The organism is Pseudomonas sp. UBA2684, assembly GCA_002354655.1.
In the GTDB taxonomy this organism is placed as follows: domain Bacteria; phylum Pseudomonadota; class Gammaproteobacteria; order Pseudomonadales; family Pseudomonadaceae; genus Aquipseudomonas.
The window spans coordinates 114,302-128,760 of record DELY01000036.1 but is presented as its reverse complement, the minus strand read 5'-3'; the positions used below and the strand labels follow the sequence as shown (position 1 = coordinate 128,760).

Below are 14,459 nucleotides of genomic sequence, written 5' to 3'. Positions count from 1 at the left end.
CATTGCGACGGTTCGATGACTCAAGAAGAAGTAGCTATTGAGCAGAGGGCAATTGCCTTTGCGAAAGCGAATAGAACGCGAATCGCCAGGGAATTGGCAAACGTCAAGATTTATCCTGGAGAGGATACGCCCGTCTCGGTTTTTATGGCTGGCTCCCCAGGTGCGGGGAAGACGGAGGTGTCCAAAGCGCTAATCACTGGGTTCGAAGACATAGGGGCAAAAGTTGAGAGTGCGGTCTCCGAACCTCACGTTTGACGCCAATAATTTCGGGAGCCATACCCATTCGACATACGGGTCCGATGCAGGGCGAACGCAGCAAAGGCATCAAGAACATGCAGATTTTTGGTTAAAGATCAAGTTGGCGATAACCATTGTGGCACCCGGAAACCAGCTGCACTTGTCAAAGACGGCCAGATGTCGCCTCTATCCGGACTGGTGATTATTCACGCTCATGTCGGCTGACTGTCGGGCTCCTGTCGTGTTGCGCTAGCCACCCGCTACTCATACTTCGAGGCATCGGATAAGAACGATGGAGCCACGAAATGAACGCAACTCACAACACTGAACAAACCCGCCTACTGACACCAACTGAGCTGGCGATGTGCATCAAGCTGTTTCGCGAAATGCGGCAATGGTCACAGGAGCAACTGGCCGCCATTTCCGGCCTCAATGTGCGGACGATCCAGCGAGTCGAACAAGGTTTGTCCGCCAGCCTCGACACCCGCCGCGCTCTTGCCCGAGCATTCGAGTTCGAGGACATCGACGCGCTCAACAAGCCGTTCGCCATTCCGTCCGAAGAAGAAGCCAAAGCGGCAAAGGAAAAGTTCGACCGAGAACACGTCACCTTGACAGCGATTCCGCTGACCACGGGTAAGCAGCTGGCCAAGCTGGCGGAAACCTGCTCGATGGATTTGTCAGAGCCAGCTTTCGAGCTGACCCGCGAGGCAGACGAAACTTTCGCCGCCCTGGTGGACTACCTCCGGGACTACCGGGACTGCGCCGATGCCTACAGTGAAAGGCAGAGATTTGATGTGTACGACGAGATGCAGTCACACATCGATGCGCTCAAGGCGCTCGGTGTCTCACTGTGCTACGCCACGCGCAAGGTGCAGGTGAAGTGGGGTTCAGATGCGGCGGATGCCGAGCCGATGCCCGTCACAGTGCTGTACGTGGTCGGCCTCCCGCTCGGCGAAGAGCCCGAGCAATTCGCAACGCCGAAGTCCGGCGGCATCCGCCTGTAAAGCTAAGCACTTCAGAAGGTTCCTCTCACCGGCACCAACAAGTTGTTGTGTGCGCGGTCGGGATGGGCGGCGCGTCCTGCGCGCCGCCTGCTTTTCTTCGCTTGATCACTGCTTCGGGGGAAAAATCATCTCCGCCGGCCAATACGCAAACCCCAAGTATTGCTCGTGGGCAAGTTGGTCTGTCACGTCCAATTCTGCAGGGACTTGGCTGCGGCATCCACTTTCTTCAGCAACGACCGTAGCGGCGGGCAATCGGGATAGTGCTCGCCCAGGAGCTTTTTCACCTGCGCTAGGCTCTCGGCGTGGCGCTCACGCTCGGCCTCCGCCAGCGACCGCGAGAACGTCGAACCGGACTCGTGGTAGTACAACTCGAAGAACTGCTCATTGGGCAGCTCAGTATGGTTGTACTCACGCGGGGCCCATTCATCGAGCTCGCTGCGAATCGCGTTGACGCGATTGTAGACACCCTTGCGGTGATAGGTGACCACCAGAACCGATTTCAGCAATCGACCGACCTCTGCATGTATCTCGATCGGCATCCGGCCCTTTGGGCGGCGCTGCGGGCCGACAAAGGTCTGTATATAGCCGACCGAATTACGCTGGCTGCTCGGGTTGCGCGGCGCTTTCGGTTTGTTCTTCGCAGCCTCGGCCTTAGCAATGGCACCAGGGCTCACAAAGAGCGGTGCCATCGGCACAGACTCGCCATTCCATGCATCTTCAATAATGGGCGCAGGCAACTTGTTCAGCGCGGCAGCGACGGGCTCCAGCGGAATACCCTTTGCCTCATCGGCAACCAAGTAGAGACGCGAGCCGACATCAGGCGCATACATACCGGTCCACTCTGGTTTGACGATGGTGAAGCCGTGCTGTTTCGCCCATGCCAGACGTTCCTGGGCCTTGCTCTCGACGGCGCTCTCGTAAGGCTCATCCACAAACAGATACCGCTTCGTCTTGCGGTTGTACCAGATGCTGTAGTGGTCATGACCAGGTATGGCGTTGCTCGACCGACCACCAGGAAAGGCGCGACTATGGCTCTTGGAAGGGCGTAGCTTCGTCGCTTCCATGAAATGCAAGACACGTGCGGCGGCACTGACTGCACGACGAGCCCCGGACTGCGTGTGCAGCAACTGGCCACGTGCGAGATGATCAGAACCTTCCGAGCGGAAGTGCACCAACGCTCGGTGATTCTGCAACTGAAGCGGCGTAATCAGCTCCTCCCACGGTGCGGACAGCCACATAGTCAACGTCTCACGGCCACTCGCGCCGCCTTCGCGATCCTTCCAATACGCGGTCAGGAAGATGCAATGTCCAGGGCGTGGGCGCTCCGGTTTGGATGCGGTTCGCAGCACATTGCTGGCGTGGCGAAAGTTCTGAAATCCCGCCGTTTGGGCAGCAGCGTCCAGGGCACGTGCGTGGATGTGTTGTTCGCCCTTGAGCTTTTTGGCAAGGCGTTTGATTCCGTCCAGGGTGGACGGACGAATAGCTTCACTCGACATGACAGTTCTCCCGGCTCATGACGAAACGTCACCCGTCTGCCGCTTCTCGAACCTGAACATGGCATGCACAGGAAGAGAGGGAGTGTGTCGGCAGTGCTGTCAACAGCTTTGCTATGACGGGTGGCAGGCTCCTGCTCAGAGCCTGCTGGGAGTATCCCACAAGCACGGAAGGACTGGCGAGAGTGAAATGGCATAGTGTTGGGAATGAATGTGGCGCTCACTACATACAATCAGATAGATGCAATGCCGATTTTCGCCCCACTACGCTACAGCAAGTTGTCTCGATAGCCACTGAACCTCATAGTGTTTCCATCCAGCCAGACTCATGGAGTCCGAGATGGAATATCTATCGCCCACATCCAATGCTCCAGTCTCCAAAACCAGCCAGTCTCTTCCGATGCCTGGTACGGAAGCCTATGAGGCACTGCCGCAGTTCCCGAAGCGCAGCCCCCTGCCCTTCCGGCGCACTATTCGGCGACAAGAGCTGCGGCAGATCGTTCCCCTGTCCGAGACGACCATCTACGAAATGGAGCGCCGTGGCGAGTTCCCTCGGCGCTTCAACCTAACACCGCGTTGCGTAGTGTGGGACTTAGCTGAGGTGGAAGCTTGGATCGAGGAGCGCAAGCAAGCGCCTCGTATAGACGTCAGCAAGCCGGATGTCCATCTACGGAAAACCCGCCCTGTACGGGCGGGTTCAGATCAGGGATAAGGCCGGCGGCGACCTCAACCAACAAGAGCTTCCAGCTCCTCGGAGGCTGAGCGCGATAAACGTCGCCCTTCCTTGGCGACATTGACCTGTAAGGCCACACGCGCCACCTCTAGAACGTCCCTGGCCAACGAGTAGCTGCCCTTGGCCTGCAGCCAGGCCAGCACGTCCGCCAAGTGCCAGATCGATGCGCTGCCTTCGTGCACCGGTACCGGAAAGCTTCCCGGATGGGCCAGCATCAGCTTGCGCATGTTCTGTCGCGACACGCCGACCATTTCGGCCACGTCGGTGAGGCCGACCAGATCGGGGGCTACCTCAATCAGCCTGGCCGTCGGTACGGCACTGCGCACGTCGGCCAACGCGCTGCGCACAGCCGCATCTGCGCTTTCCGCTTCACGGGTGAACTCCAGTGCCAGCCGTCCCGGCTGGCCGATACCGACCAGGGCATCGTCGCAACCAGCCTCGCCAAGGCGCTCGACCAGCACATCCGGGTCACGGTCATCGTCAGCGAGTTGGTATTTCAGAGTGAAGGTGTATTCCATCGTGCTACTCCTCTGCACCGCCGGTGGCTTCCTGCTGCTTACGGTGCGTGGTGCAGTTATCCACGACGCGCCGCAAGGCGCGTGCGTGGTTACCAGGGTTCTTCGGTGTGCTCCACACACTGGTGATGCAGAACTCGCCGCAGCGACACTCCTCATCGTTGTACGGACAGTAGATCCGTCCCCAGGCGTGACTGCCGCCGACTTCTACGCGCCAACCTTGCCCTTCGGCATGTTTAAGCGCTTCTTCGACCTCTTTCTTCGAATGAGAGGGACGGGTCATCAATGATCTCCAGTATTGGCATGACCTATATAGTTGTCAACTGACAACCATATCTTTCCTTCAAACTGCGGCACTCAACACTGGCACGACCACATTATCCGGCAACAGTTTTGGCACATGGGTTCGACCATCGATCCAGGCGTCGACCATATCTGCCCATTCCTGCAGCATGTGCCGCCGCTGCTCGGCGTATTCGGCTTTGTTGTAGACCGAGCGCGAAGAACGACCATCCTCGTGCGCCAGGCACTTCTCGATCCAGTCGCCATTGAAGCCTACTTCGTTAAGCAACGTAGAGCCTGTCCTGCGCAGGTCGTGAACCGTGAATGGCTCCAGCGGCAGTCCCGCCTCCTTGGCACGCGATGCGATGAGTTGCGTGATCCGGTTCAACGTTGCGTGCGACATGCAGCGATAAATCTCATAGCGCGATGGCAGCACGAACTTGGAGCCACCAGCACAGGTGTGCAGTGCCACGAAAATATCCAGGGACTGCCGTGATAGGTAGACCACGTGCGGATTACGCCCCTTCATCCGCTGCTTCGAGATCGTCCAGGTGGCGTTTTCAAAGTCCACCTCATCCCAGGTCGCCTCGATCAATTCGCTCTTGCGCACCAGAGTCAGCAGCACCAGACGCAAGGCCAACCGAATGGTGGGGTACGCCGCAATCGACTCCAACTGGTGGAAGGCCAGGCGTATCTCCGCCGGAGTCAACGCCCGATCTTTCGGCACAAAGGTAGCAATCGAGGCCGCCTTCACATCGTTGGCAGGATTGTCGACTTTCTCCCCATGCAGGGTCGCGAACGCATACACCTGCTTCACGATGTCACGAATGTGAACGGCCGTGGCCGGCGCACCTCGAGCCTTCACCTTGACACACAGCCCCCGCAGATCCTCAGGAGTGATTTCGATCAGGAGCCGGTTCTCAAAGACAGGCAGAATGTCGCGGTCGATGATGCTTTTGCGCATTGCCCGCGTACTGTCGGCCATGCGCGCATCGGTCAGCCAACGCTTCAGTATCTCGCCGAACGTTTTGGCAGCTGTCAGGCGTCGCTTGGCCCTCTGCTTCTCCAGGGAGGGTGAGTTTCCCTGAGCGACCATGCGCTTGGCATCGAGCAGCTTTTCGCGAGCCAAGGCCAACGAAATGCCCGCAGGGCCATACCGTCCGATGGTCAGCGTTTCCCGGCGTCCGTTGAGACGGTAATCGTAGCGAAAGGTGACGGTACCGGTAGACGATACCGTCACGTACATACCATCACGGTCGGAAGCCTTGTAGGGCTTGGCTTTGGGCTTGAGATTGCGCAGTGCGGTGTCGGTAAGCATCGAGGTTTTTCTCCTGTTCATGACGGCTTTTACCGTCAAGGGTCAGGAGACCTGTTGATGCCGGGAAAGCCGCATAACAGAAGCTTTCCCAAGGAGAGATTTACCGTCAAAGGCCGGTTTGGTCTCGATAGTAAACGGGAGGGTCTTAATCCGGCCTCCAGTTCCTACCGTCACCCTTACCGCCAGTCAGTACTGCTGCCCGGCGATAGCCACCGATAGATACCGCGACGTATTTTATTTTAAATCAACACGTTACAGCATCTTATCGATAGGTACCGATAGTCCCCGAAGGTCCTGATTTCACTCCCACTCGATGGTGGCAGGCGGCTTGCTCGACACGTCGTAGGTGACGCGGGAGATGCCTTCGATCTCGTTGATGATGCGGCCGCTGACGGTTTCCAGCAGCTCGTAAGGCAGGTGCGCCCAACGGGCAGTCATAAAGTCGATGGTTTCCACGGCGCGCAGGGCGACGACCCAGGCGTAACGACGACCGTCACCGACCACACCCACCGACTTCACCGGCTGGAACACTACGAAGGCCTGGCTGACTTTGTGGTACCAGTCGGCCTTGCGCAGCTCTTCGATAAAGATATGGTCGGCGCGACGCAGCAGGTCGGCGTATTCCTTCTTCACTTCACCAAGGATGCGCACGCCGAGGCCTGGCCCCGGGAATGGGTGACGGTAAACCATGTCGTACGGCAGGCCGAGCTCGAGACCCAGGCGACGCACTTCGTCCTTGAACAGTTCGCGCAGTGGCTCGACCAGTTTCAGGTTCATCTCTTCCGGCAGACCACCGACGTTGTGGTGCGACTTGATCACGTGGGCCTTGCCGCTTTTCGCGCCGGCCGACTCGATCACGTCCGGGTAAATGGTGCCCTGGGCGAGGAATTTGATGTTGTCCAGTTTGCAGGACTCGGCATCGAACACGTCGATAAAGGTGCGGCCGATAATCTTGCGCTTCTTCTCCGGGTCCGCCTCGCCTGCCAGGTTGTTGAGGAACTGCTCCTCGGCGTTGGCGCGAATCACCTTGACGCCCATGTTCTCGGCGAACATGGCCATCACCTGCTCGCCTTCGTGCAGGCGCAGCAGGCCGTTGTCGACGAATACGCAGGTCAGCTGATCGCCGATGGCTTTGTGCAGCAGCGCCGCGACGACCGATGAATCCACGCCGCCGGACAGGCCGAGCAGCACGTTGGCGCTACCGACCTGGGCGCGCACGCTGGCGATGGCGTCTTCAACGATGTTGGAGGCGGTCCACAGCGCTTCACAGCCGCAGATTTCCAGGATGAAACGCGAGAGGATGCGACCGCCCTGCTTGGTGTGGGTCACTTCCGGGTGGAACTGCACGCCGTAGTAACCGCGGCTGTCGTCGGCCATGGCGGCGATCGGGCAGCTCGGGGTGCTGGCGAGAATATGGAAGCCGGCCGGCATGGCGGTGACTTTGTCGCCGTGGCTCATCCACACATCGAGGCCGAACACGCCGTCGTCATCGACGTGGTCTTCGATGCCGTTGAGCAGGCGGGCCTTGCCAACGATATCGACGCGGGCATAACCGAACTCACGCACGTCCGAGCCTTCAACCTTGCCGCCCAGTTGTTCGGCCATGGTCTGCATGCCGTAGCAGATACCGAAAACCGGCACGCCGAGGTCGAACACGGCTTTCGGCGCGCGCGGGCTGCCGGCTTCATGCACCGACTCCGGGCCACCGGCGAGGATGATGCCGCGCGGAGCGAAGGCACGAATGTCTTCGTCGCTCATGTCGAACGGGTGCAGTTCGCAGTACACGCCAATCTCGCGCACGCGACGGGCAATCAACTGAGTGTATTGGGAGCCGAAGTCCAGAATCAGGATGCGATGGGCGTGAATATCAGGGTGGGCCATGGCCGTCTCTCGTAGCGGAATTCACAAATGACTCGGGGCTGCCCCGTCGTTCTCAACAGCAACAGCCCCGTGCCTTATCAAACTTCACAAAAATCGATTTGCCACGTCGCGAGCGAAGAAGAGGCAAGGCGGAAGGAGGTGAGGAAGCGCAGTTGGCTGTAGCCAATGAGCATTTCGAGCCTCCTTCCAACGCCACCTATTCGAGCGCAGCAGCGGAAAATCGATTTTTTAGCCTACCCGGTAGTTGGGGGCCTCTTTAGTGATCTGTACATCGTGCACATGCGACTCGGCCATGCCCGCGCCGGTGATGCGCACGAACTCAGGCTTGCTGCGCATCTCTTCGACCGTCGCACAACCGGTGTAGCCCATGGAGGCACGCAGGCCGCCCATCAGTTGGTGAACGATGGCCGCCATCGCGCCCTTGTATGGCACGCGGCCTTCGATACCTTCCGGCACCAGCTTCTCGGCACCGGCCGAGGAATCCTGGAAGTAACGATCCGAGGAGCCCTGCGCCTGCGCCATCGCGCCCAGCGAACCCATGCCGCGGTAGGCCTTATAGGAGCGGCCCTGGAACAGCTCGACTTCGCCCGGCGCCTCTTCGGTACCGGCGAGCATCGAACCGATCATCACGGCGGAAGCACCGGCGACGATGGCCTTGGACAGGTCACCGGAGAAACGGATACCGCCATCGGCGATCAGCGGCACACCGGTGCCCGCCAATGCGGCAGCGACGTTGGCCACGGCGGAGATTTGCGGCACGCCGACACCGGCGACGATGCGCGTGGTGCAGATCGAGCCTGGGCCGATGCCGACCTTGACCGCATCGGCACCCGCTTCGGCGAGGGCCTTGGCGGCTTCGCCGGTGGCGATATTGCCGCCGATCACCTGAACATCCGGGAAGTTCTGCTTGACCCAACGCACGCGGTCGATCACGCCTTTGGAGTGACCGTGGGCGGTGTCGACGATGATCACGTCAACCCCGGCAGCAGCCAGCGCGGCGACGCGGTCGGCGGTATCGGCACCGGTGCCGACGGCTGCGCCAACGCGCAGACGACCCTGGTCGTCCTTGCTGGCCAGCGGATAGGCTTTGGCTTTCTCGATGTCCTTGACGGTCATCATGCCCTTCAAATGGAAGGCATCGTCGACGATCAGGACTTTTTCGATGCGGTGCTTGTGCAGCAGATCGCGCACAACATTCTTGTCGGCACCTTCCTTGACCGTGACCAGACGCTCTTTGGGCGTCATCACTTCACGCACGGTGGCGTCCAGACGGTTCTCGAAGCGCACGTCACGGGAGGTGACGATGCCGACCAGGTCGCCATCGCTCAGCACCGGTACGCCGGAGATGTTGTGCATGCGGGTCAGTTCGAACAGATCACGCACGGTGGCGTCGGCTTCGATGGTGATCGGGTCCTTGACCACACCCGCCTCGTAGCGCTTGACCTTGCGCACTTCGGCAGCTTGCTGCTCGACGGTCATGTTCTTGTGGATGATGCCAATGCCGCCTTCCTGCGCCATGGCAATTGCCAGGCGGGCTTCGGTCACGGTGTCCATGGCGGCGGAGAGCAGTGGAATATTCAGCTCGATGCCACGGGTCAGGCGAGTCTTGAGGCTGACATCCTTCGGCAGAACTTCGGAATAACCAGGGATAAGTAGAACGTCGTCGAAGGTAAGAGCTTCTTGACTGATACGCAGCATGGCGGGGGCTCCCGAGCGGGAAATTGGAAGCGCGCCATTATACCCAGCAGCCCCCCCCCACTCAATGCAAAGAATGACATCGGCGACACGAAGTCTGCGCCGGCCTATTCAGATGACAACCAAGCCACATACGATAATGACCATTAAGAACACCTGCACCTAAGCAGCAAATGACCCATACGCGCTTCACGCCCGCCCAGCCCCGCTGGCGCTTCACCCTCGCCCTGATGCCCGCTGCCGGCAGCTTCGCCGCTGCAACCAGCACCCCGCTGGAGCTGCCCACGCCCCCGTGAAGCCAGGGCGGCGGCAACGTCATGCTCGACACCACTGGCGCGCTGGACGACAGCGGCGTCGCCCAGCGCCTGATCGCCGAACGGCGCACGAGGGCTCTTGGCGCAATTTCGGCGCGGATCTATGCATAAGCCTGGCTTACGAGCGCAAGGAATATTCGACGTCGGTGGGTCGCGGGAACTGCGGCTGTCGGCCAGCGTCGATTTTTAACCGTTTCAGGCTCACGGATGAGCCCCTCTGGGCTACTCGGCCGTGCAACTCACCAGCGACACCGGGTAACCCAGGCGCTCGGCGAACTCTTCGAGAAAACCGCGGGTGAAGCGCGCCGCGCCCCAGTTATTGAAGATAAAGCCAAGGTTGGAAAAACCGCAGGGCTGCAAAAACAGAAAGCCATTGATGTCGTCTTCGTGCCCGCACTCCGGGCAGATGAAGTTATCGGTATGCCCAGGCATCCATTCATCCAGGCTGTCGAACAGCGCCTCGCCGACTTCCTTGCGGCATTCGGGGCAGCCCGCCTCTTCGAGAAAGCCCTCGGTCGGCGTATAGATGCAGCGGCGCGTGATGATTTCCAGCCCATTGACCGACAGATCAAATGGCAGATGCTGCGGCTGCTCGACCACATGCCGCGCCCCTGGACCGATTGCGTAGGCCATGCCTTTCGCCCCGAGGCCAGAGGTGGTTGGCAGTGCCTCGACGATCTCGCGCTTGGCCAACCAGCGCAGTATCGCCCGCGCCTTGGCCTCATGGCCGGGGAAGGTGGAAATCTGTGGCACGAAAATGGATTGCGTGGTCATGGCGACTCGGGTTGCAGGCAAGCGGTGCCGGCAGCTTATGAGTTGGCGCGGGCAAATCAAGCCCGACACCGCCCTGCTCGTCGAAAATCGATGGCTGCCAACGCGGCGCCGGTACAGTGGCCGCCCTCAGCGAGTGCTCGATGACAGCTCACACGATTCGCCGCGAGACGCCTCACAACGGCGCAGCCAGCGTGCCCGCAGTACGTCATAGACCCAGTTGAAGCCCATGGTGTAGGGCAGGAAAAACAGGATCAGGCCGATGTCCAGCAGCAGTGCTTCGAACAGGCTGATCGACAGCCACCAAGCGGCCAGCGGCACCAGCACGACAATCAAGCCGATCTCGAACAGCAGCGCATGGCTAATACGTGCCAGCAGGCCACGGTGGAACCCCAGACGCTGCTGCGCGTTGTCGAACAATACGTTGAACAACATGTTCCAGAGCATGGCCACCGAGCCAAACATCAGGGTCAGTACCCCCAGGTGCACCAGCGGCTTGTCCATCAGCAAGGCCAGGGCCGGGGCACAAATCACCAGGGCAATGGTTTCGAAGGCGAGCGCGTGCCCGATACGTTCACGCCAGGAGCGCTGCAGCAGGTTGATGGTGCGACTCATGGGAAATCACCTCATTGATCGACGTGGGTTGGCTGGGCGCTATATTCATCGGTAATCTAGCCATCAACAAACCAGCTGCCATCGGCAAAACCGATATGAATATTTCCCCGGAAGCACTCCAAGCCTTCGCTCAGGCGGCCAACTGCGGTTCGCTCAGTGCTGCTGCGAGGCGCCTTGGCAAGAGTCAGTCGACCATCAGCGAAGCGGTCGCCCGCCTTGAAGTCGACCTTGGCGTAGAACTGTTTCAGCGCGGCCCACGTCGCCTCGCATTGACCGAGGCCGGCGCCAGCCTGCTCGCCCACGCCAATGAAGTGCTGGCCGCCAGTGATCGCCTGGCGCGTCACGCCGCACAACTGGCCGATGGGCAGGAAGCACGGCTGACGCTGGCGCTGTCCGATGCCTACCAGCCCAAACAGTACCAAGCGCGCCTGGTCGAACTCGACCAGCGTTACCCCGACCTGGAGTTCGAGTGCCTGATCGCCGAGCACGCCGATGTGCTCGATCTGGTAAGCCAGAATCGTGCTCAGCTCGGCTTGCTCGCCGCGCAACCCGACTACCCGCCCAACATCGCCCATGCCAGTGTGGCCAGCAGTGCCGAATTCGGTCTGTTCGTCGCTAGCAGCCACCCACTGGCCGCGCTGGCACAGGTGACCACGGAAGACCTGGCGCATTGGCGCGTGCTACGCCTGAGCAGCGTGGCCGCCAGCGAAACCCCCTCTGACGATCTACCCGGCAGTGGCGGACGCTGCTGGTCGGCCCCCGACTACCTGCTGCTGCTGGAAATGGCGGCCCTGGGATTCGGCTGGAGCGCGCTGCCGCGCCAGTTGGTGGCGGCCCACGGCGCCGGCCAATTGCAGGAATTGCCCATCAACGGCTGGCCCAAGCGCGTCCCCGTTGACGTGGTCTGGTCGCGTCAACACACACTCGGCCCGGTTGCCGCCTGGCTGCTGGCAAGGCTGCTCGATGGGCGCTAGAAGTTTCGCGCTCGCCACGCACCCGGCTTATCATAGCGCCCCATGATCAAAGACCCGTTCCAGCGCCTGAACCTCGACCGCGAAGTGCTCAGCGTCAGCCAGCTCAACAACCGCGCACGCCTGCTGCTGGAGGACGTGTTCTCCGGTATCTGGGTCGAAGGGGAAATCTCCAACCTGGCCAAGCCGGCGTCCGGGCATATCTACTTCACCCTCAAAGACAGTCAGGCGCAGGTGCGCTGCGCCTTGTTCCGGCAGAACGCGGCGAAAGTGCGCCAAGCCCTGCGTGACGGCTTGGCGGTCAAGGTGCGCGGCAAAGTTTCGCTGTTCGAGGGCCGCGGCGATTACCAGCTGATTCTCGATGCCGTCGAGCCGGCCGGCGATGGCGCGCTGCGCCTGGCCTTCGAGGCCTTGAAGGAAAAACTCAGCGCCGAGGGGCTGTTTGCGACCGAACGCAAAGTCGCCTTGCCTGCACACCCCAAGCGCATCGGCATCGTCAGCTCGCCGACCGGCGCGGTGATCCGCGACATCATCAGCGTATTCCGCCGCCGCGCACCGCAGGTCGAGCTGACCCTGATCCCCACCGCCGTACAGGGCCGCGACGCCACCGCACAGATCGTCCGCGCCCTGCAACTGGCCGACCGCCAGGGTTTCGATGCGTTGATCCTGGCCCGTGGTGGTGGCTCGCTGGAAGACCTCTGGTGCTTCAACGAAGAAGCCGTGGCCCGCGCCATCGATGCCTGCACAACGCCGATCGTCAGCGCCGTGGGCCATGAGACCGACGTATCGATCAGCGATTTCGTCGCCGACGTGCGCGCACCGACGCCCTCGGCCGCCGCCGAACTATTGGCCCCCGACAGCAGCGAACTGGTGCAACGCCTTGACACCCTCAAGCGACGCCTCAAGCTGCGCATGCAACACCGCCTGGAGCGCGAGCGCATGCGCCTGGACGGCTTGCAGCGGCGCTTGCGTCACCCCGGCGAACGCCTGCGCCAGCAGGCTCAGCGCGTGGATGACCTGGACATGCGCCTGAGGCGCGCCTTCGAACGGCAACTGAACAGTCGCCGCGAGCGCCTGGCACGCCTGCACACACGCCTGGCCGGGCAGCATCCGGGGCGCAACCTGAGCCTGCTGCGCCAACGTCTCGACAGCCTGGCCGAGCGCCTGCCCCGCGCCATGCGCGAAGGCCTGAAAGAGCGCCGCCTGCACCTGCACAGCCAGATGCAGACACTCAACGCGGTGAGCCCACTGGCGACCCTCGGGCGCGGCTACAGCATTCTCCTCGACGAACGCGGCCGCGCCATCCGCCGTGCCGCCGACACCCGCCCCGGCCAACGCCTGAAGGCCCGCCTGGGCGAAGGCGAATTGCACGTACGGGTCGAGGACAACCACGTGCAGCCGGCGACCTTGTCGCTGCTGGATTGATTAACACGCCGAACGCGTCATCGACCCTACGGATATGCCCATGCGCCTGCTTGCTCTCGCCACTATTCTGTGTCTCGCCCTGCCCGCCCATGCCGACGGCTTTATCAGCCGCTTGCTGAATAAACCGGTCCCCGGCGGCGTCGCCGTGGTCGACCTCGGCCCCGCCAGCAGCGCGCCCACGGTGCGCTACCAGGACAAACCGGTACTGACCATTCATGAAGATGGGCAGCGCTGGATCGCCATCGTCGGCCTGCCGCTGACCAGCAAGCCAGGCACCCAGCAGATCATGGTCAACGGCAGCCAGCCGCTGAGCTTCCAGATTGGCAGCAAGACCTACGTCGAGCAGCGCATCACCCTCAAGAACCAGCAGCAGGTCAACCCGAACGCCAAGAACCTTGCGCGCATCGAGCGCGAACTGGCTGAGCAGACCCGTGCCTACCAGCAGTTCAGCACCCGCCAGCCAAGTAACCTGCTGTTCGACAAGCCGGTCAACGGGCCGCTCTCCAGCCCCTTCGGCCTGCGCCGCTTCTTCAATGGCGAGGAGCGCAATCCGCACTCCGGGCTGGATTTCGCCGCCAACCGTGGCACGCCGATCAAGGCACCGGCCGCCGGCACAGTGATTCTGCTCGGCGACTACTTCTTCAACGGCAAAACCGTCTTCGTCGACCACGGCCAGGGCCTGATCAGCATGTTCTGCCACCTCTCGGAAATCAGCGTGAAGCTCGGCGACGAACTGCCGCGCGGCGGCGTGCTCGGCAAGGTCGGTGCCACTGGGCGCGCCACCGGCCCGCACCTGCACTGGAACGTCAGCCTCAACGATGCGCGGGTCGACCCGGCGATCTTCATCGGCGCCTTCAAACCCTGAACCGGGCGCGTAGCCCCACGCCTACAACGCGTCAACTGGCCGGCGCGCTGACCTTCGGCAGTTTTTCCAAGCGGTAGAGGCCGCCGATCAAGCAATACTCGGGGAAGCCGCTGGAGTCGATCGACACAATCCTGTCGAGCGTGGTCAGGGAACCGACCGTGGTGCTGTAGCTAATCAGGTTACTGAAGCTCAGATTGCGACAGGGATAGGAGAACTCGACCAGATACGAGCGCCCCGGCCCAGTACCCAGCAGCAGATGACGTTTGTCGAGGTATTGCCAACCGTCAATATCGATGTACCACACCGCCGTTACCGGCTCGCCCTGCCGATAACCCAATGT

General features: G+C 61.3%; 16 protein-coding genes. 7 read left to right on the top strand and 9 right to left on the bottom strand.

Features of this window, described 5'->3' with window-relative positions; all coding sequences use genetic code 11:
• The first annotated feature begins 15 nt into the window (after nt 1-15).
• Both B3M58_RS12435 and B3M58_RS12430 read left to right on the top strand, forming a co-directional pair.
• Nucleotides 16-255, top strand: coding sequence for a zeta toxin family protein (locus tag B3M58_RS12435; protein WP_296219518.1), 240 nt, complete (start codon nt 16-18; stop codon nt 253-255).
• 287 nt (nt 256-542) lie between these two features.
• Nucleotides 543-1,241, top strand: a complete 699-nt coding sequence (locus B3M58_RS12430; protein WP_296219516.1) for a helix-turn-helix domain-containing protein — start codon at nt 543-545, stop codon at nt 1,239-1,241.
• Between the two features lie 182 nt (nt 1,242-1,423).
• Here the strand turns inward: B3M58_RS12430 and B3M58_RS12425 are convergent, their stop codons facing one another.
• Nucleotides 1,424-2,737 carry a DUF5623 domain-containing protein gene (locus B3M58_RS12425; protein WP_296219515.1) on the bottom strand — a complete coding sequence of 438 codons (1,314 nt, stop codon included), beginning with the start codon at nt 2,735-2,737 and terminating at the stop codon, nt 1,424-1,426.
• A gap of 337 nt (nt 2,738-3,074) precedes the next feature.
• Here B3M58_RS12425 and B3M58_RS12420 point away from each other — a divergent pair, with 337 nt between their 5' ends.
• Entirely contained in the window at nt 3,075-3,446 is a 372-nt protein-coding gene (locus tag B3M58_RS12420) for a helix-turn-helix transcriptional regulator (protein ID WP_296219513.1), read from the top strand.
• A gap of 14 nt (nt 3,447-3,460) precedes the next feature.
• On the opposite strand, the gene B3M58_RS12415 is transcribed toward B3M58_RS12420, so the two are convergent.
• The 5 genes from B3M58_RS12415 to guaB form a co-directional block, all read right to left on the bottom strand.
• The gene (locus B3M58_RS12415; protein WP_296219512.1) at nt 3,461-3,985 is read right to left on the bottom strand and encodes a helix-turn-helix transcriptional regulator; all 525 of its coding nucleotides are present in this window, start codon (nt 3,983-3,985) and stop codon (nt 3,461-3,463) included.
• A gap of 4 nt (nt 3,986-3,989) precedes the next feature.
• Nucleotides 3,990-4,265 carry a hypothetical protein gene (locus B3M58_RS12410; protein WP_296219511.1) on the bottom strand — a complete coding sequence of 92 codons (276 nt, stop codon included), beginning with the start codon at nt 4,263-4,265 and terminating at the stop codon, nt 3,990-3,992.
• 60 nt (nt 4,266-4,325) lie between these two features.
• A complete protein-coding gene (locus B3M58_RS12405; RefSeq protein WP_296219510.1) occupies nt 4,326-5,582 on the bottom strand; it encodes a tyrosine-type recombinase/integrase in 1,257 nt (418 codons plus the stop codon).
• 300 nt (nt 5,583-5,882) lie between these two features.
• Nucleotides 5,883-7,463 (bottom strand): glutamine-hydrolyzing GMP synthase, encoded by a 1,581-nt coding sequence (gene guaA, locus B3M58_RS12400; RefSeq protein ID WP_296219508.1) that lies wholly within the window; start codon nt 7,461-7,463, stop codon nt 5,883-5,885.
• 228 nt (nt 7,464-7,691) lie between these two features.
• Nucleotides 7,692-9,161, bottom strand: a complete 1,470-nt coding sequence (gene guaB / locus B3M58_RS12395) for an IMP dehydrogenase (RefSeq protein ID WP_296219506.1) — start codon at nt 9,159-9,161, stop codon at nt 7,692-7,694.
• 170 nt (nt 9,162-9,331) lie between these two features.
• Between guaB and B3M58_RS12390 the strand changes: the two genes are divergently transcribed.
• Entirely contained in the window at nt 9,332-9,454 is a 123-nt protein-coding gene (locus B3M58_RS12390) for a hypothetical protein (protein WP_296219505.1), read from the top strand.
• A 240-nt stretch (nt 9,455-9,694) separates the two neighbouring features.
• Here B3M58_RS12390 and B3M58_RS12385 read toward each other — a convergent pair whose 3' ends face one another.
• Together B3M58_RS12385 and B3M58_RS12380 are read right to left on the bottom strand one after the other, a co-directional pair.
• Complete coding sequence (locus B3M58_RS12385) at nt 9,695-10,246, bottom strand: sugar ABC transporter ATPase (RefSeq protein ID WP_296219504.1); 552 nt, start codon at nt 10,244-10,246, stop codon at nt 9,695-9,697.
• A gap of 126 nt (nt 10,247-10,372) precedes the next feature.
• The gene (locus tag B3M58_RS12380; RefSeq protein WP_296219503.1) at nt 10,373-10,858 is read right to left on the bottom strand and encodes a multidrug/biocide efflux PACE transporter; all 486 of its coding nucleotides are present in this window, start codon (nt 10,856-10,858) and stop codon (nt 10,373-10,375) included.
• A 95-nt stretch (nt 10,859-10,953) separates the two neighbouring features.
• Here B3M58_RS12380 and B3M58_RS12375 point away from each other — a divergent pair, with 95 nt between their 5' ends.
• From B3M58_RS12375 to B3M58_RS12365, 3 genes are read left to right on the top strand one after another with little or no spacing between them, the layout of a single operon-like run.
• Nucleotides 10,954-11,832, top strand: a complete 879-nt coding sequence (locus tag B3M58_RS12375) for a LysR family transcriptional regulator (protein WP_296219501.1) — start codon at nt 10,954-10,956, stop codon at nt 11,830-11,832.
• 42 nt (nt 11,833-11,874) lie between these two features.
• Nucleotides 11,875-13,254 carry an exodeoxyribonuclease VII large subunit gene (gene xseA, locus B3M58_RS12370; protein WP_296219499.1) on the top strand — a complete coding sequence of 460 codons (1,380 nt, stop codon included), beginning with the start codon at nt 11,875-11,877 and terminating at the stop codon, nt 13,252-13,254.
• 40 nt (nt 13,255-13,294) lie between these two features.
• The gene (locus B3M58_RS12365; RefSeq protein ID WP_296219498.1) at nt 13,295-14,119 is read left to right on the top strand and encodes a M23 family metallopeptidase; all 825 of its coding nucleotides are present in this window, start codon (nt 13,295-13,297) and stop codon (nt 14,117-14,119) included.
• Nucleotides 14,120-14,150: 31 nt separating this feature from the next.
• Here B3M58_RS12365 and B3M58_RS12360 read toward each other — a convergent pair.
• Nucleotides 14,151-14,459 (bottom strand): DUF6491 family protein (locus B3M58_RS12360; RefSeq protein ID WP_296219497.1); only part of this gene is annotated, 309 nt, incomplete at its 5' end.